The organism is Saccharopolyspora sp. ASAGF58 (genome assembly GCF_012277335.1).
In the GTDB taxonomy this organism is placed as follows: Bacteria; Actinomycetota; Actinomycetes; order Mycobacteriales; family Pseudonocardiaceae; genus Saccharopolyspora; species Saccharopolyspora hattusasensis.
On the sequence record NZ_CP040605.1, the window covers coordinates 6,529,969 to 6,546,206 of the forward strand.

Annotated in this window: 17 protein-coding genes; 5 read left to right on the plus strand and 12 right to left on the minus strand. The window is 70.7% G+C overall.

Annotation, left to right across the window (positions count from 1 at the left end):
- Positions 1-23 precede the first annotated feature (23 nt).
- The gene (locus FDZ84_RS30630) at positions 24-509 is read right to left on the minus strand and encodes a GNAT family N-acetyltransferase (protein ID WP_246868549.1); all 486 of its coding nucleotides are present in this window, start codon (positions 507-509) and stop codon (positions 24-26) included.
- 133 nt (positions 510-642) lie between these two features.
- On the opposite strand from FDZ84_RS30630, the gene FDZ84_RS30635 reads away from it, so the two are divergent.
- Entirely contained in the window at positions 643-1,803 is a 1,161-nt protein-coding gene (locus FDZ84_RS30635; RefSeq protein ID WP_246868550.1) for an MFS transporter, read from the plus strand.
- A 50-nt stretch (positions 1,804-1,853) separates the two neighbouring features.
- Here the strand turns inward: FDZ84_RS30635 and FDZ84_RS30640 are convergent, their stop codons facing one another.
- Positions 1,854-2,021: a hypothetical protein gene (locus tag FDZ84_RS30640; RefSeq protein ID WP_168588710.1), complete on the minus strand. Its 168-nt coding sequence runs from the start codon at positions 2,019-2,021 to the stop codon at positions 1,854-1,856.
- Positions 2,022-2,168: 147 nt separating this feature from the next.
- Between FDZ84_RS30640 and FDZ84_RS30645 the strand changes: the two genes are divergently transcribed.
- A complete protein-coding gene (locus FDZ84_RS30645) occupies positions 2,169-2,339 on the plus strand; it encodes a hypothetical protein (protein WP_168584133.1) in 171 nt (56 codons plus the stop codon).
- Between the two features lie 66 nt (positions 2,340-2,405).
- Here FDZ84_RS30645 and FDZ84_RS30650 read toward each other — a convergent pair whose 3' ends face one another.
- Entirely contained in the window at positions 2,406-3,875 is a 1,470-nt protein-coding gene (locus FDZ84_RS30650) for an MFS transporter (RefSeq protein WP_168588711.1), read from the minus strand.
- A gap of 39 nt (positions 3,876-3,914) precedes the next feature.
- On the minus strand, positions 3,915-5,177 hold the full coding sequence (locus tag FDZ84_RS30655; protein WP_168588712.1) for a cytochrome P450: 1,263 nt from the start codon (positions 5,175-5,177) through the stop codon (positions 3,915-3,917).
- Between the two features lie 231 nt (positions 5,178-5,408).
- Between FDZ84_RS30655 and FDZ84_RS30660 the strand changes: the two genes are divergently transcribed.
- Positions 5,409-6,170, plus strand: coding sequence for an IclR family transcriptional regulator (locus tag FDZ84_RS30660; protein ID WP_168588713.1), 762 nt, complete (start codon positions 5,409-5,411; stop codon positions 6,168-6,170).
- Between the two features lie 15 nt (positions 6,171-6,185).
- Here FDZ84_RS30660 and FDZ84_RS30665 read toward each other — a convergent pair whose 3' ends face one another.
- Both FDZ84_RS30665 and FDZ84_RS30670 read right to left on the minus strand, forming a co-directional pair.
- Entirely contained in the window at positions 6,186-6,620 is a 435-nt protein-coding gene (locus FDZ84_RS30665) for a universal stress protein (protein WP_168588714.1), read from the minus strand.
- Positions 6,621-6,658: 38 nt separating this feature from the next.
- Positions 6,659-7,492 (minus strand): SDR family NAD(P)-dependent oxidoreductase, encoded by an 834-nt coding sequence (locus tag FDZ84_RS30670; RefSeq protein WP_168588715.1) that lies wholly within the window; start codon positions 7,490-7,492, stop codon positions 6,659-6,661.
- A 268-nt stretch (positions 7,493-7,760) separates the two neighbouring features.
- On the opposite strand from FDZ84_RS30670, the gene FDZ84_RS30675 reads away from it, so the two are divergent.
- Positions 7,761-8,927, plus strand: a complete 1,167-nt coding sequence (locus tag FDZ84_RS30675) for a S8 family serine peptidase (protein ID WP_168588716.1) — start codon at positions 7,761-7,763, stop codon at positions 8,925-8,927.
- Positions 8,928-8,947: 20 nt separating this feature from the next.
- On the opposite strand, the gene FDZ84_RS30680 is transcribed toward FDZ84_RS30675, so the two are convergent.
- The 6 genes from FDZ84_RS30680 to paaK form a co-directional block, all read right to left on the minus strand.
- The gene (locus tag FDZ84_RS30680; RefSeq protein ID WP_168588717.1) at positions 8,948-9,268 is read right to left on the minus strand and encodes a hypothetical protein; all 321 of its coding nucleotides are present in this window, start codon (positions 9,266-9,268) and stop codon (positions 8,948-8,950) included.
- Positions 9,269-9,406: 138 nt separating this feature from the next.
- Positions 9,407-9,742 (minus strand): plasmid stabilization protein, encoded by a 336-nt coding sequence (locus FDZ84_RS30685; RefSeq protein WP_168588718.1) that lies wholly within the window; start codon positions 9,740-9,742, stop codon positions 9,407-9,409.
- Between the two features lie 67 nt (positions 9,743-9,809).
- Positions 9,810-10,781, minus strand: a complete 972-nt coding sequence (locus FDZ84_RS30690; protein ID WP_168588719.1) for a phytoene/squalene synthase family protein — start codon at positions 10,779-10,781, stop codon at positions 9,810-9,812.
- 91 nt (positions 10,782-10,872) lie between these two features.
- A complete protein-coding gene (locus FDZ84_RS30695; protein WP_168588720.1) occupies positions 10,873-11,505 on the minus strand; it encodes a hypothetical protein in 633 nt (210 codons plus the stop codon).
- 374 nt (positions 11,506-11,879) lie between these two features.
- The gene (locus FDZ84_RS30700; RefSeq protein WP_168588721.1) at positions 11,880-12,527 is read right to left on the minus strand and encodes a TetR/AcrR family transcriptional regulator; all 648 of its coding nucleotides are present in this window, start codon (positions 12,525-12,527) and stop codon (positions 11,880-11,882) included.
- Positions 12,528-12,540: 13 nt separating this feature from the next.
- Positions 12,541-13,884 carry a phenylacetate--CoA ligase PaaK gene (gene paaK, locus FDZ84_RS30705; protein ID WP_168588722.1) on the minus strand — a complete coding sequence of 448 codons (1,344 nt, stop codon included), beginning with the start codon at positions 13,882-13,884 and terminating at the stop codon, positions 12,541-12,543.
- Positions 13,885-14,184: 300 nt separating this feature from the next.
- Here paaK and paaZ point away from each other — a divergent pair, with 300 nt between their 5' ends.
- Positions 14,185-16,227, plus strand: a complete 2,043-nt coding sequence (paaZ, locus tag FDZ84_RS30710; RefSeq protein ID WP_168588723.1) for a phenylacetic acid degradation bifunctional protein PaaZ — start codon at positions 14,185-14,187, stop codon at positions 16,225-16,227.
- Positions 16,228-16,238: the final 11 nt, after the last annotated feature.

Genomic DNA, 16,238 nt, shown 5'->3' on the forward strand with positions numbered 1-16,238 from the left:
CGCCCCGCCAGCGTAACCGGTGATCAGAGCCGGAGTTTGTAGCCCTCGTGCGAGGCCTCGAAGCCGAGCCGGTCGTAGAAGCGGTGCGCGTCGGAGCGCTTCTTGTCGGTTGTCAGCTGGACCAGCGTGCAGCCGCGCCCGCTAGACTCAGCGATGGCCCACTCGAAAATCTCGCGCCCGAGGCCGTGGCTGCGGTGCTGCTCGTGGACGCGGACCGCTTCGATCTGCGCCCGCAACGCGCCCCGCCGGGCCAGCCCGGGGATGAACGTCAGCTGCATCGTCGCCACGACCTGGCCGCCCGGCGTCGCGGCGACCAGCAGGAGATGCGCGGGATCGGCGTCGATCGCCTCGAACGCCCGCCGGTAGGGCTCCAGCTCGGCCGCGGATTCCCGGGTCGCGCCGAGCTGGTCGGCTGCCAGCAGCTCGACGATCGGCCCGAGGTCGTCGGCGGTCGCCCGGCGCAGCAAGTATTTCCCGGACCGGGTGGACAGCGCGGCCGGCACGCTCACGAAACCTCCACTGTGGACTCTAGTTCGAGATCTGCCGTTGCCGACCCTAGCGTGGCACATGAACACGAAGACCCGGAGCGCGAGCCGGCTGGCCTTTGGCATGATCGTCGGGGACTCCGGAGAAGGGAGGGGTATGCCCGAAGTCGCGACCGATCGGCGGCCGGTGGCGGCGCGGTTGGCGGTGGCCACGCTGTTCCTGGTCAACGGCGCGAGCTTCGCCAGCGTCGTGCCCCGCTACCCGGAGCTCAAGGACGCCCTGTCGCTGTCCAATGCCGCGCTGGGCACCGCGATCGCCGCGCTGGCCCTGGGTTCGCTGGTCGCGGGACTGCTTGCCGGGCCGATCCTGGTCCGATGGCGCTCGGCGAGCGTCGCGGTCGGCTGTTCGGTGCTGCTGGCCGCCGATCTCGTGCTGATCGCGTTGGCGGCGCAGTGGTGGCAGCTGGCTGCGGCCCTGTTCTTCGCGGGCGCGATGGACGCGGTCGTGGACGTGGCGATGAACGCGCACGGGCTTCGGGTGCAGCGGCGCTACCGGCGATCGATCGTGAACTCCTTCCACGGCATGTGGAGCGTCGGCGCGATCATCGGCGGCCTGGCAGGCTCGTTGGCAGCGGGAGCGGCCCTACCGCTGCCGGTGCATCTCGGCGGCGCCGCCGTCGTGCTGTCCGCCGTCGCGATCATCTCCACGCGGTTCCTGCTGCCCGGACATGACGACGCCGAGCGGGAAAGGAGATCGCGAGCCCGGCCACGCTTCACACTGCTGCTCGCCCTGCTGGCGCTGGGCCTGTTGTGCGCTGCGGCGGCGCTGGTCGAGGACACGGCGGCTTCGTGGGGCGCGGTGTACATGCGCGATTCGCTGGGCGCGGCCCCGGTGTTGGCGGGGCTGGCGTTCGTCGCGTTGCAGGCCGCGCAGACGGTCGGCAGGCTCTCCGGCGACCGGTTGGTGGACCGCTTCGGCAACCGGGCGGTGGCCCGCATCGGCGGGATCATGGTGCTCGTGGGCGTCGGTGCGGCGCTCGGCTGGCCGTCCATCCCCATGACGCTGGTCGGATTCGCGGTGGCGGGCTGGGGGGTCGCCACGATCATCCCGGCCGGGTTCCACGCCGCGGACGAACTCCCCGGCCTGTCCTCCGGTGCCGGGATCGCGGTCGTCAGCTGGGTCTACCGGCTCGGGGTGCTGGCCGTGCCGCCCGTCGTCGGGCTGCTCGCCGATGCGGTCAACCTGCGCGTGGGGCTGGTGATCGTTCCGGTCGCAGGCGGGCTGATCGTGCTGCTGGCCTCGCGCCTGCCCCGCTGACCCGTCAGGGCAGCCGTCCGCCGCCCTCGACCGGCGAGGGCCTCTGCCGGTCAGCCGAGCAGCTTGGCGAAGAACCAGCCGACCCGGCTGACCTTGCGGATCCTCGGGTTGTCGGCCACGCCGTGGATCTCCCACTGCTGCCCGCACTCGTCGCAGCGCCACAAGCCGATCCGGCCGGTGTCGGGTTCGCAGGGGTGGCCTCGGCGCCCTCGTCTCATGCACCGATGACACCACACGCGGTGCCCGCGGTGACCCGAATCGGTTCCGGAAGATCGGGTGAAACCGTGACTTTCGGCCTTACCGCGCGTGCCCGGCAGCCCCGTACCGTCATCGGCGGTGTTGCACGTCGGGGAGAGGGGCGCCAGGTGACGGTGCGGGAGTTGGTCGAGCAGATGGAACGGCGCTGGGAAGAGCTGATGACTCTGCGCGCGAGCCCGGACATGTACGGCAGCGAGAGCCTGGACGGCCAGCTCTCCGAGCTGGAGCTGTGGCTGCTGCGGATGCACCGCCTGACCGCGGGGACCTCCGCCGCATGACAGGACTTCCGGCGGTGCGCGGGGTCCGGATCAGCTGAGTCCATTGAGGACAGATCGGTTGCCGGGTCAGGTGGCCTGGCCGCGATTCTTGCCGAGCTGGCAGGTGCAGGGGTCCTGGCAGGCGTGGTTGACACCCGGCAGCGGATAGGTGTCGACCTTCCGCCCGCGGTCGATCGTCAGCCACGCAAGCACACCGCCGGCGGCGCACATGGCCGCCGAGATCAGCATGGCCTGGCCGAAACCGGGGCCGAGCGGGGCACCCGTTCCGGTGTGCGACAACCCGGCGATCACCGGGAGCACCGCGATTGCGAGCAGCCCGGCCAGACGGGATATGGCATTGTTCACGCCCGAGGCGACGCCGGCGTTGTCCGGGCTGACCGAGGCGAGCACCGCCGAGGTCAGCGGCGCCACCGTGATGGACAGGCCGACCCCGAAGACCAGGACGCCCGGCAACACGCCGCTCAGGTACGTGCTGCCGGGCACCGCCCACGTCATCAGCGCCAGGCCGACCGCGCAGCTGAGCGGGCCGATGGTCATCGGCACGCGCGGGCCGGTGCGCTGCGCGAGAGCACCCACGCGGCCGGACATCAGCAGCATGATGATCGTGATCGGCAACGTCGCGATCCCGGCGGCCAGCGCGGGGTAGCCCATCGACTGCTGCAACTGCAGGGACAGCAGGAACAACGCACCGCTCAGTGCCGCATAGACGGTGAAGGTCGTGAGGTTCGCTCCGGTGAACTGCGCGGAGCGGAACAACGACAGCGGCAGCAGCGGATCCGGGTGGCGCATCTCGATCAGCGGGAAGGCCGCCAGTGCGACCACGCCCACCACGGCCGCTCCCGCGGAGACCGCGTCAAGCCCCTTCGTCGGGATCTCGATCAGGGCGTACACGGCGCCGGCCAGGCCGACGGTCACGGCGATCGCGCCGTAGACGTCCAGGCGACCGGCCGCAGCCGGGTTTCGGCTCTCCGGCACGTGCCGCAGCGCGAGCAGCGCCGCTGCCGCGATGGGGACGTTGATGAAGAACACCCACCGCCAGGACGCCGCGTCCACCAGCCAGCCACCCGCGAACGGCCCGATCGCCGACGACATGCCGGTCAACCCGGCCCAGCGGCCGACCGCCTCGCCGCGGTCGTCGTGCCGGATGGCGGAGTTGATCAGCGCGAGGCTACCGGGCACCAGCAACGCCCCACCGACGCCTTGCACCAGGCGTGCGACGATCAATGCCGTGCCGCCGGGTGCCAGGCCGCAGCCCAGCGACGCCAGGGTGAACAGCACCAACCCGAGCACGTACACCCGGCGGCGGCCGTAGCGGTCGCCGAGCGCCCCGCCGAGCAGCAACAACGCGCTGAGCGTGAGCAGATAGGCGTCCAGCACCCACTGCAGGACGCTGAGGTCACCGCCGATGTCCCGGCCGATCGCCGGCAACGCGACGTTGACGACCGAACCGTCGAGAAACGCCACACCGGAACCGAGGATCGTGGCGACGAGGATCCAGCGTCCCGGCTGGGAGCGCAGGGCAACAGCGGTGGTCACCGCACGACCATAAGGCGCGTGCCTAGGGCCCGCCCTCGATCACCTGCTACCCGGCGTGAACGCCACCGGCAGGTGCTTGATCCCGTTGATGAAGTTCGATACCAGGTGCTCGACCGGCCCCGTCACCCGCAGATCGCGCATCCGCCACAGCGCCTCGTGGTAGAACGCCCGCAGCTGCACCCGGGCGAAATGCGCACCCAGGCACACGTGCGGGCCGTTGCCGAAGGCGACGTGGTCGTTGGGCGTGCGCCGGATGTCGAAGCAGTGCGGGTCGGGGAACTGCTGCTCGTCGAAATGTGCCGAGCAGTGGAACACCACGACCTTGTCCCCGGCGGCGATTCGCTGACCGCCCAGCTCGGTGTCGGTGGTCGCGGTGCGGCGGAAGCTGAGCACCGGTGGGTGGAAGCGCAGCGCCTCCTCCACGGCGGAGTCCAGCAACCCTGGATCGTCGCGCAGCAGCCGCAACTGGCCGGGGTTCTCCGCGAAGGCGAGCATCCCGCCCGGCAGCGCGCTGCGCACGGTGTCGTTGCCGGCCACCGAGAGCAGGAAGAAGAACATCTCCAGCTCGGCGCCGGCCAGCCCGCGCCCGTCCAGCTCGGCGGTAGCCAGCGCGGTCATCACGTCATCGGCAGGGTTGCGGCGCTTGAACGCCGCGAGGTCCTGGGCGAAGGAGAACATGTCGGCCAGCATCGTCGGCGAGCGCGGGTTGACCGGCTTGCCGTCCGGGCCGCGGGTCACCTCGGAGTGCTCCGGGTCCTGGTAGCCGATCACCCGGTTGGTCCACTCCAGCAGCATCCGCTGGTCCGGCTCCGGCACACCGAGCAGGTCGGCGAGGTTGCGCAGCGGGTAGTCGTCGGTGACCTCCACCGGCAGATCGCACTCGCCGCGCTCGATCACCTCGTCGACCAGCTGGCGGGCCCGCTCGGCGACCTCGTGCCGGAACCGGTCGATCCGCCGCGGTGTGAACGCGCGGCTGACGAGGCGGCGCAACCGCCCGTGCTCCGGCGGGTCGAGGTTGAGCATCATGCTGCGGATGAACGGCAGGTCCGCCGGGTCGGGATCGCGGATCTGCGTGGCGCCCAGCCAGGACGAATAGACCTCGGCGGACTTCAGCACGGCGACGACGTCGGTGTACCGGGTGACCGCCCAGAACCCGGGCCCGGCCGGCCAGTCGCCGATCTCGTGCTCCTCCTGCCAGCTCACCGGCGCGTGCCGGCGCAGCCAAGCGAAGTCCTCGTGCGGCACGCCGTCGGCGTACCTGCGCGGATCGAAGATGTCCGGGACGTGGGCGGGCGCTGCCATGGCGACTCCTTCAACGTCTTACGGCCCTGGAGCCTATAGCCGGATCCGTTTCGCGCGGCAGTGCAAGCGGTGGAACTTCCGTTCGATATTCCGCACAACGTTCGCTGGATCGTATGGTTGGCCGGGTTGGGTGGTCAAGCGCCTGAGCTGGTGTTGGCCGATACCGGGTACGATGTTCGGAATATCGGTCAAACAGTTGGCCGGTTGAGATGTGACAGGGGGAGAGAACGCGTGGCACGAGCGGTACCTGCCGTGGAACGGGCATTCGATGTCCTGGAGCTGTTCCTGGACGCCCACGAGCTGAGCGCCCCGGAGATCACCGCGCGGCTGGGCCTGCCGCGCACCACGGTGCACGAGCTGGTCGGCACGCTCAGCGAGCGCGGCTACCTGATGCCCGCAGGTAGCGGCAGCAACCGGTTCCGGCTGGGAGTACGCGGCTTCCAGCTGGGCGCGGCCTACGCCGAGCGGCTGGACCTAGCCCGTGAGGGCCAGCTCGTCGCCGAGGACATCGCCGAGCGCTGCCAGGAAACGGTGCACGTCGGGGTGCGAGACGGGGCGGACGTGCTGTACGTGGCCAAGGTCGACAGCAGCCACCCGGTGCGGATGGTCTCGGCCGTGGGCCGGCGGCTGCCCGCGCACTGCACCGCGCTCGGCAAGGCGCTGCTGGCGGCGCTGCCGCGCGCAGAAGTCGACGAGCTCTACGGCAACCGCCGCCTGGATGCGATGACCGAGCACAGCATCACCACCCGCAAGGCGCTGCGCCAAGAGTTCGACGCCATCGCCAAGAACGGCGTGGCACGCGAGTACTGCGAGTCCAACGAGTCGGTGGCCTGCGTTGCGGCGCCGGTGCGCGACCAGTGCGGCGAGGTCGTCGCCGCGATGAGCATCGCGGTGCCGATCCTGCGCTGGAACGACCAGACCGAAGTGGCGCTGCGCAAACTCGTCCACGAAGGCGCGGCCGCCCTGTCCGAACGCCTGGGCCACACCGGCTAGGCCGCCGCGCTACCCCTAGTGCCGGACGATCACCACCGGGCATTTCGCGTGTTGGACGCAGCGCTGGCTCACCGAGCCGAGCAGCGCGCCGTAGAAGCTGCCGTGGCCGCGGCTGCCGACCACCAGCAGGTCGGCGCCCTCGGAGGCGTCCAGCAGCGTCTGAGCCGCGTGCCCATGGGCGAGCTCGCGCTCCACCGGCACCGGCGGGCTCATCTCGTGCTCGATCTCGTCGACGGTGTCGTGGAGGCTCTTGCGCGCGGACTCCTCGAAGTCATCCGGCGGCATCGGGCCACCCTCCCAGCTGTAGAAGGCGGGGAACTCCCAGGAGGTGACCGCGTGCACCGCGGCCCCGGAAAGCGCTGCCTGCTTCAGCGCCCACCGCAGGGCGCACTTGGACGACTCCGAGCCGTCCACGCCGACGACGATCTTGTGCTGGGTTCCGCTGTTCATGACGCCAGCCTCCAGTTCGACGATCCGCTGTGGCGGGTTCAGCCGCGGGCCCGCTCGACGAGCTTGCCGGAGAGCTCTCGCAGCCGCGTCCTGTCCTGCTCGTCGTAGGCCTGCTCGAGCGCGCGGCACGCGCGGGTCCCATGGAAGTACTCCCCGGTGACCTCGTCCAGTCCCGGATCCGCGACCAGCCGCATCGTCGCCTCGACGCCTTCGGCGATCGTGCCCAGCGGACTCACGCCGGCCTCGCGGACCATCGCGGTGTTCATGTAGGTCGCCGGGTGCAACGCGTTGACCGTCACGCCGTGGCCGCGAAGCTGTTCGGCCAGGTCGAAGGTGAACATGATCTGCGCGAGCTTGCTCTGCGCGTACGCCCGGGCGCCGATGTAGTTCTCGGTCATCATCGGGTCGTCGAAGTCGATCGGGTGCTGACCGGCCGAGGCGACGTTGACCACCCGGGCCGGTGCCGAGGCAAGCAGCAGCGGCTGCAGCAAGTGCGTCAGGTGGTAGCCGGCCAGGTAGTTCACCGCGAACCGCAGTTCGATGCCGTCCGGGCTCTCCTCGCGCCCGCCGCCCGGCGGCCCGGAACCGATGCCCGCGTTGTTCACCAGCACGTCCAGCTGGTCGCAGCGCAGCTGCACGTCGTTGGCCAGCCGTTCGACCTGGCGCAGCTCAGCGAGGTCGGCGAGCACCACGTCGAGGCGGTCGGAGCCGGTGGCCGCCGCGATCTCCGCGCGCGTTTGCTCAGCTAGCTCCGCGCTGCGCCCGTGTATCAGTACCCGGGACCCGGTCTTGGCGAGCTGGTGGGCAAGTGCCCGTCCGAGCCCGCTGGTCGCGCCGGTGACCAGGATGCAGCGCTGGCTGGGAGTGCGCACGGTCGCTCCGAACTGTCGGGAGGTGATTACCACCAGTGTGCGGATGAGCTTCCGCTGTTGTCATCAGCGCATGCGTGTCGTACCTGATAGCCCCCGACCTGAGTACCCCGAAAGCGTTGTGTCGCAGGTATTTCACTGAGGACATCGAGACCGGCGGCACAGATCGTGCAGTCCTTACCCGAGTGGGCGCTTGTAACTGTGGGTAACGCGCGATACACCTGGGGACGGTGTGGCGCCGCTACACCCGAAACCTGCCGAGGGAGCGACCATGACCACCAGCGAGGAGAGCTCCACCGGACGTTATCTGGTGCTGCTGGAAGACAATTCGACGATCATCGGAACCCGCGAGCTGACGCGGCTGACGGGCATCCGCTGCGCCAACACCGCCGACGCGGCCGGCGCGGCACCGGAGGAGCTGTTCCGCGGCGCGGGCGGGATCGTGCTGCATCAGCTCGGCATCGCGTTGATCAGCGCCGATCCGGACCAGGCCGCGGCGCTCGAACGCGCGTCCCGGGAGACCAGCCCGATCGCTGCGTTCGAGCAGGAGCGCAGGGTGTTCGCCATCGGCGCGGAGGCGCAGGTGGAGGACGGCGAGTCCACGTGGGGCCTGCAGGCGGTGCGCGCCGACCACGCGCAGCCCACCGGCAAGGGCGTCCGGGTCGCGGTGCTCGACACCGGCCTGGACCTCAAGCACCCCGACTTCGCCGACCGGGACATCGTCGCCGGGTCCTTCGTGGAGGGCCAGGACGTGCAGGACGGCCACGGGCACGGTACGCACGTGATCGGCACCTCCTGCGGTCCGCGGACCTTGCAGGGCGGCCCCGGCTACGGCATCGCTTCGGAGGCCAGTATCTACGCGGGCAAGGTGCTCGGCGACGACGGCTCCGGAACCGACGGCGGCATCCTCTCCGGCATCGAGTGGGCAATCTCCAACGGAGCCGCCGTGGTGTCGATGTCGCTCGGCGCGCCGACGCAGCCCGGCGAACCGTTCTCCGCGGCCTTCGAGCGGGTCGCCCAACGCGCTATGGAGCGCGGCACGCTGGTCATCGCCGCGGCCGGCAACGAGAGCCAGCGTTCCGCCGGGGTGGTCGCGCCGGTCGGCCACCCGGCGAACTGCCCGTCGATCCTGGCGGTCGGCGCGATCGACCCGCAGCTGCAGATCGCGGACTTCTCCTGCGGCACCGTCGACGAGATCGGCCAGGTGGATCTGGTCGGCCCCGGCGTCGACGTCTACTCCAGCTGGCCGGGGGCGGAGCGCTACCGCAAGCTCAGCGGCACCAGCATGGCCACCCCACACGTCGCCGGTGTCGCGGCGCTGTACGCGCAGCAGTATCCGGAGCGAGCGTGGGGCCTGTGGGCGCGGCTGTCGCAGACCGCACGCCGACTGCCGCTCGCATCGACCGACGTCGGTGCGGGCGTGGTCCAGGCGCCGTAGCTGCCGGGGTCGCCGCGCGGTCAGTCATCATCGATGGCCTGCGCGGCGACCTTCGCGCAGTTGCCGAGGTCTTCGGCGGCGGCGGCGGCCTGATCGAGCGCGACGTGCACCGCCGACGGCTCGGCGGCGTTCGGCGTCTCGTAGCTGGAGGCCAGCAAGTCGAGCTGCCGGGCAAGCCGGGCCCCGGCCGCGGTGACGGCCAGCAACGCTTCCCGCGCCACGGCGATTTCGGCCGGTGTCCTGGCTTGGCGGGCGCTCCATTCCAACTTGCCGCTGGCCTGCGCGATCGCTTCGGCGGTCGCGTTGACGTCCTGCCAGCGCGACGGCGTTCCGCTCTCCATCTGGTCGCCCCCCACAAGCACCGGTATTGGCGCACTATCAGCAGTTTCCGTCCCTGGTGGGGCGGTTGAACCGGGCCCGCCGCCGCATTCACCCACCCGAACGGCGGGAACCCGCGTTCGGCAGCTCGGCATTCGCGCTCAGCTCCGCTGCAGGGCCCGCTCCAGCTCCGCCTTGGTCATCCTCGAACGGCCCTTGATATCGGCGCGCTGCGCGTCCGCGTAGAGCTGTTGCTTGGTTCGACCGCCCGGCCCGGAGCCGGATCCGGAGCGTAGTCCACCGCGGCGTTGCGGGGGGATGTCCTGCGTGGCGGTCCTGCTCCGCTGCTGGGACTCACCGGCCTGCGCGCGGTTCTTGTTGACCGTCCGCGCCGCGATCTCTTCGGCGCGGTCCTCGCTGCTGCCGCGCTCCATCGCCTGGTTCTTGATGTGCTCGTACTGCCGTTCCTCTTTCTCGGTCCAGCTCTGCTGCGGCATTCCCACCCACCTCGCCTCCGCGGTACGTCGGTTGCGACGTGCTTCGCGTACCCGGTGCGAGCGGCGGTCACACGTTGGCGCGACGGGAGCGGAGGCGCGCCGCGACGACCGCGCCGAGAGCACCTGCGGCGACCGCCAGGCGCCGCGGGCCGGAAACAGCGAGCCGTCGCCCGAACACGTCGTACCCGGACTCCACGATGCGGTCGAGGATCTCGCCGTACAACGTGAACGCGGTGCGCACGCACGGCCGCGACCAGGAGGCGAGCAGCGCGATGCCAGGTTCCGCGGCCCGGTACTTCGAGCGGGTGCGGGCGACCTGGTCGGCGAGCGCCCGGCGCACCGGGAGGTCGGGCCGGCCGGCCTTCCGGCACCAGACGAGCCGCTCCCGGTCGACGCCGAACACCGCCAGTTCCTCCAGCGGCAGGTAGACCCGGCCGCGGTCGAGGTCCTCGCCGACATCGCGCAGGAAGTTGGTGAGCTGGAAAGCGCCGCCCAGCACCGCGGCGTAGGGCTCGGCCTCGCCGGCCGGGCATACCGTGCCGAGCACCGGGAGCAACTGGAGGCCGATCACCGCCGCCGAGCCGTGGATGTAGGCGTCCAGTGCAGCCCGCGTCGCGTACGAGCGGACGGTCAGGTCCATCCGCATCGAGGCCATGAAGTCGGTGAACAGCGCCGGGTCGATGCGGTGCCGGGCGGCGGTGTCGACGAGCGCGGCAAGGATCGGGTGTTCGCTGTTACCGGCGCGCAGACCGGCGCGCAGCTTGTCGTCCAGCTGGTCCACCGCCTGCTGCCGGTCCCGGACCGTTCGCGACTCGTCGGTGTCGTCGACGATGTCGTCCACCCACCGCGCGAAGCCGTACAGCGCGTGCACCGCGGGCCGCTGCGCCGGGGTCAGCAGCCGGGTCGCGAGGAAGTAGGTGCGGCCGTGCGCGGCGTTGAGCACCCGGCACCGCTGGTAGGCGGGACGCAGCTGCGGCTGGACGCCCGCGGCGTCGAGCTCGCGGCGCGCCGCCGCCCGCGGCCAGGTGCCCGTGTCCATACCGGGAATCTCAGCACACGGAGTGCGCGAGCGTGCGCACGGTGGGCATCCGCGGTGAACCCGGTCACTACCACAGTCCGATTAGGACGTTTCAGCCGAGCCCGCTCTCGGCGAGGGCCTCGTCGAGCCCGTCGAGCAGGACCACGCCGAGGGTGTTCGAGACCGAGCCGGTCGCCAGCTCGCTGCGGAGCCGGTAGGCGAGCAATCGCACCCGGCGCGGGTCCGGCCGGTCCTGCCGCGCGGCCTCGCGCAGCCGCCGTGCGATCAATTCGATCCCGGCGGTGTCGCCGTAGCGGGCGTGCACCGTCGGCAGCGTGAGGAGCACGACCTTGGCCACCCGGGTCAGCCCGGTGAAGTCGGGTCTGGGCGCGGGTGCCGGCGACGGCTGGGCGGGCACCACCGGTGCCGGGGGCTCGTCGAGCACCGCGACCGACTGCGCCCTCGCCCACGAACCGATGTCCCCGCCGTGCCGGCCGGCGCAGATCAGCCCGGAGCCGGTCAGGCCGGCGCGGGCGGGTGCGCCCTGCTGCCCGGTCCCGCTGGTGGCGATCAGCTCCTGCTCCCGCAGCGTCCGCACGACTTCGGCGAGCTCGGCCCACGACGGCTGCAGCGCCGCGGCCTCGGCCGCCGGGCTGTCGAAGAAACCCGCGACCTCGGGCCGGAATCGGTCGTCCTCGTAGAGGTAGCGGAGGAAGGCGCGAGCGAGCGACTCAAGCCTTGACACGGTTGGCCTCCAGATTGCTCGTCCAGGGTGCAGGGCGAGAGGGAGGGCGGACCCGGGTCCTGCCGAAGACCGCAGAACGCACCGGCGCGCAGCCGGTTTCGGAATCATGGTTGCCGCTGTCCCCAGTTTCAGCGGATCCGCCATGCGACCGCCGGGTCGCGGTCGGTCACATCGAAGGAGCGTAAGCGGACCCCGGCCGTGATCGCAGTGGTCTTTTGTCACCCACAAGTTGGGGATTGCGATGCCGGGGCGTAACTGTCCATTGTGCTCAATGTCGGCACAATCCGCACCACTGCGCAGAAAGGGGCTGGAGTGACGCGTGGGACCGCCAGCCGTCCCGCATGGATGATCGTCATGACGGGAGTTCCGGAGATTTATCGCGCGCGAGATCCGGAAGCGCCGGGCGCGTGCTCGTCGGCGCTGGCCCGCAGACCCTCGAAGGCGATCTTGGTGACCGCGTCGGCGAGCTGCGCGGCCCGCAGGCCGCGGCTGGGCTTGTACCACTCGATGACCGAGTTGACCATGCCGAACAGCAGCCGGCTGGTCAGCGCCGGGTCGACGTCCGGCCGGATGCTGCCCTCCGCCTCGGCCTGCTTGACGAGGTCACTGACCACCTGGTCGAACTCGCGGCGCCGGGTCAGCGCCTGCCGCTCGACCTTGGTGTTGCCCCGCACCCGCAGCAGCAGCGTGACAAACGGCAGTTCGTCGACGAGCACCTCGATGCTGCGCCGGACCACATGCTCCAGCCGGTCGATGGCCTTACCGGTGGTCGACCCCTCTTCCTCGGTGACCGCGAACAGCGCATCCAGCGCCCGGTTGACGCTCAGCCGCATCAGCTCGTCCTTGCTGGACACGTGGTAGTAGATCGCCGACTTGGTGATGCCCAGCCGGCGGGAGAGGTCCTCCATGCTGGTGCCCTCGTAGCCGCGCTCGTTGAACACCCGGACGGAGACGTCCAGCAGCCGACCGAGGTCGTAACCCGGCCGACCCCGGCGATTCGCGCGCCCAGCGTTCCCCGACATGGCTCGCAGTATTTCAGCCGGTGGATCCGGATTCGCGGCGGTCCACGAGGCGGCGCAGCTTGCCAACCGAACGCTCCAGCGTGTCCGGATCCACCACGGTGACCTCGGTGCTGATGCCGACGCCGTCCTTGATCGCGCGGACCAGCTCGGCGCCGGCCGGATCCCGGCGGTCGCCCGGGCAGTCGGTGCGGGCCTCCACCCGAACCGTCATCCGGTCCATCCGGCCCTCGCGGGTGAGCACCAGCTGGAAATGCGGCGACAGGCCGTAGATGCGCAGCACCAGCTCCTCGATCTGGGTGGGGTAGACGTTGACGCCCCGCAGGATGATCATGTCGTCGCTGCGGCCGGTGATCTTGGTCATCCGCCGCATCGGCCGGGCCGTGCCGGGCAGCAGACGGGTCAGGTCCCGGGTGCGGTAGCGGATGACCGGCATGGCCTGCTTGGTCAGCGAGGTGAACACGAGTTCGCCCTCGGTGCCGTCGGGCAGCACTTCCTCGGTGAACGGGTCGATCACCTCGGGGTAGAAGTGGTCCTCCCAGATGTGCAGCCCGTCCTTGGTCTCCACGCATTCGTTGGCCACGCCGGGGCCCATCACCTCGGACAGGCCGTAGATGTCGACCGCGTCGATGTCCAGCCGTTCCTCGATCTCCTGCCGCATCTGCTCGGTCCACGGCTCGGCCCCGAAGATGCCGATCTCGAGCGAGGTGCTGCGCGGGTCGATGCCCTGCCGTTCGAACTCGTCGATGAGGGTGAGCATGTAGGACGGGGTGACCATGATGATCTCGGGCCGGAAGTCCTGGATGATCTGCACCTGCCGGGCGGTCATCCCCCCGGAGGCCGGGATGACGGTGCACCCGAGCCGCTCGGCCCCGTAGTGCGCGCCGAGCCCGCCGGTGAACAAGCCGTACCCGTAGGAGATGTGCACCTTGTGGCCCGGCCGCCCGCCTGCGGCGCGGATGGAGCGCGCCACCACATCGGCCCAGGCGTCCAGGTCCTGCTCGGTGTAGCCGACGACGGTCGGCTTGCCCGTGGTGCCACTGGAGGCGTGCAGCCGCCGGACCTGCTCCATCGGCACGGCGAGCAGGCCGAACGGGTAGTTGTCCCGCAGGTCCTGCTTGGTGGTGTGCGGGAACTTCGCCAGGTCGGCCAAGCTCTGGCAGTCCTCCGGCCGGACGCCCGCCGCGTCGAACTTGCTGCGGTACAGCGGCACGTTCTCGTAGGCGTGGTGCAGGGTCCGCTGCAGGCGTTCCAGCTGCACCGCGGCGAGTTCGTCGGCGGAGTACCGCTCGGCGGGGTCGAGGTCGGCCGGATCCGGCGCGGTTCCGAGCCGGCGCGGCGCGCCCGTCGTCGCTGTCATGCTTTAACTCCTTCGGGCTCCCAGCGCCTGCGAGGCTCGGTCGTCGTCGAACATGGCCTGGGCCGGGTTGCGCGTCGCCGCGCCGGGCTCCTGCACTGGGTCACCGCCTCGTCACCGAGCGAACAGTCGGTAATTAATCCTGCGCCGCAGGATCCTGTCAAGGGTTCCCGGCGAAGCCGGTCCAGACCTGGCTCGGTAAAGCAGAATTTAGCTGCATCGGGTGGTGCGCGACAGTCTTGACGAGTGCTACTTTTTCGAACGAACGGTCAGTTAAAGAACCAGCCGGAGGAGGTCGGGCGAATGGCTGCCCTGCGGAGCTACGTCAAGGGCGACTGGCACGCGCCGTCGGACAACGGGGTGCCGTTGCACGATGCGGTGACCGGTGAGGAGGTCGCGCGGGTCTCCTCGGCGGGGATCGACATGGCCGCGGTGCTGGCGCACGGGCGCAGCCGGGGCGGCCCGGCGCTGGCGGAGCTGACGTTCCACCAGCGTGCCGCGCTGCTGAAGAGCCTCGCCTCGCACCTGCGCGAGCACCGCGAGGAGCTGTACGCGCTGTCGGCCCGCACCGGTGCCACGCTCGGCGACTCCAAGTTCGACATCGACGGCGGCATCGGGGTGCTGTTCGGCTACTCCAGCAAGGGCCGCCGGGAACTGCCCAACAGCACGGTCTACGTCGACGGCGCGGTCGAGCCGCTGAGCAAGGGCGGCACGTTCGTCGGGCAGCACATCTGCACGCCGCTGCAGGGCGTCGCGGTGCAGATCAACGCGTTCAACTTCCCGGTGTGGGGACCGCTGGAGAAGTTCGCGCCCGCCTTCCTGGCCGGGGTTCCCAGCTTGATCAAACCGGCCAGCCAGACCGCGTACCTCACGCACCGGCTGGTGGAGCTGATGGCCGACTCCGGGCTACTGCCGGACGGCTCGCTGCAGCTGGTCTGCGGCAGCGTCGGCGACCTGTTCGAGCACCTGACCGACCAGGACCTGGTGTCGTTCACCGGCTCGGCCTCGACCGGCCAGCGGTTGCGCGCCCACCCGGTGGTGGCGGCGAACTCGGTGCGGTTCAACGTCGAGGCCGACTCGCTGAACTGCTCGATCCTGGGCCCGGACGCCGCGCCGGGCACCGACGAGTTCGACCTCTTCGTCAAGCAGCTGGTCACCGAGATGACGGTCAAGGCCGGGCAGAAGTGCACCGCGATCCGGCGGGCGCTGGTGCCGGCGAACCTGATCGACGAAGTGGTCGCGGCCGCCAAGGAGCGGTTGGCGAAGGTAGTCGTCGGCAACCCCGCCTCGCCGGAGGTCCGGATGGGGGCGCTGGCCAGCCTGGAGCAGCGCGAGGAGGTGCGGCGGTCGCTGAAGGCGCTGCTGGAGGCCGGAACGCTGGTGCACGGAGACCCCGGGCGGGTCGACGTCGTGGACGCCGAGGCGGAGCGCGGCGCGTTCCTGCCGCCGCTGCTGGTCCGCTGCGACGACCCAGACCAGCCGCAGCCGCACGAGGTCGAGGCCTTCGGCCCGGTCAGCACGGTGATGCCGTACGAGACCGCGGCGCAGGCCGTGGAGCTGGCGCGCCGCGGCAAGGGCAGCCTCGCCGGTTCCGTGGTGACCGCCGACGCGGAATTCGCGCGCGAGGTGGTGCTGGGCGCGGCATCGCGGCACGGCCGGATGCTGGTGCTCAACCGCGAGAACGCGAAGGAGAACACCGGGCACGGTTCGCCGCTGCCCGCACTGGTCCACGGCGGGCCGGGCCGGGCCGGTGGCGGCGAGGAGCTGGGCGGCGTCCGCGGCGTGCTGCACCACATGCAGCGGACCGCGGTGCAGGCCGACCCGGCGACGCTGACCGCGATCACCGGGCAGTGGGTGGGCGGAACTCCGCGCAACATCACCGAAAAGCACCCGTTCCGCAAGCATCTCGGCGAACTGCGCATCGGTGACACGGTGGTCGCCGGGCCGCGCACCGTGACGCTGGACGACGTCGAGCACTTCGCCGAGTTCACCGGCGACACCTTTTACGCGCACACCGACGAGGAAGCGGCGCGGGCCAATCCGTTCTTCGACGGCCGCGTGGCGCACGGCTACCTGGTGGTGTCCTTCGCCGCCGGGCTGTTCGTGGATCCCGACCCGGGACCGGTGCTGGCCAACTACGGCCTGGAGAACCTCCGGTTCCTCACGCCGACCTACCCCGGTGACGAGATCACCGTGACCATGACCGCTAAGCAGATCACTCCGCGGGTCGGCGCCGAGTACGGCGAGGTCCGCTGGGACGTGGACGTGACCAACCAGGACGGCGCCTCGGTGGCGAAGTACGACGTGCTGACGCTGGTGGCCAAGCGGCCGGGGGAGCAGGGGTGACCAGGTGACGA

Bases quoted from the DNA above. Each gene is read 5' to 3' on its own strand.
- FDZ84_RS30655 (WP_168588712.1), bottom strand. From the start codon at position 5,177: ATGGCAGCGCCCGCCCACGTCCCGGACATCTTCGATCCGCGCAGGTAC.
- FDZ84_RS30635 (WP_246868550.1), top strand. From the start codon at position 643: ATGCCCGAAGTCGCGACCGATCGGCGGCCGGTGGCGGCGCGGTTGGCG.
- paaK (WP_168588722.1), bottom strand. From the start codon at position 13,884: ATGACAGCGACGACGGGCGCGCCGCGCCGGCTCGGAACCGCGCCGGAT.
- FDZ84_RS30665 (WP_168588714.1), bottom strand. From the start codon at position 6,620: ATGAACAGCGGAACCCAGCACAAGATCGTCGTCGGCGTGGACGGCTCG.
- FDZ84_RS30690 (WP_168588719.1), bottom strand. From the start codon at position 10,781: ATGGACACGGGCACCTGGCCGCGGGCGGCGGCGCGCCGCGAGCTCGAC.
- FDZ84_RS30700 (WP_168588721.1), bottom strand. From the start codon at position 12,527: ATGTCGGGGAACGCTGGGCGCGCGAATCGCCGGGGTCGGCCGGGTTAC.
- FDZ84_RS30675 (WP_168588716.1), top strand. From the start codon at position 7,761: ATGACCACCAGCGAGGAGAGCTCCACCGGACGTTATCTGGTGCTGCTG.
- paaZ (WP_168588723.1), top strand. From the start codon at position 14,185: ATGGCTGCCCTGCGGAGCTACGTCAAGGGCGACTGGCACGCGCCGTCG.
- FDZ84_RS30685 (WP_168588718.1), bottom strand. From the start codon at position 9,742: ATGCCGCAGCAGAGCTGGACCGAGAAAGAGGAACGGCAGTACGAGCAC.
- FDZ84_RS30640 (WP_168588710.1), bottom strand. From the start codon at position 2,021: ATGAGACGAGGGCGCCGAGGCCACCCCTGCGAACCCGACACCGGCCGG.
- FDZ84_RS30680 (WP_168588717.1), bottom strand. From the start codon at position 9,268: ATGGAGAGCGGAACGCCGTCGCGCTGGCAGGACGTCAACGCGACCGCC.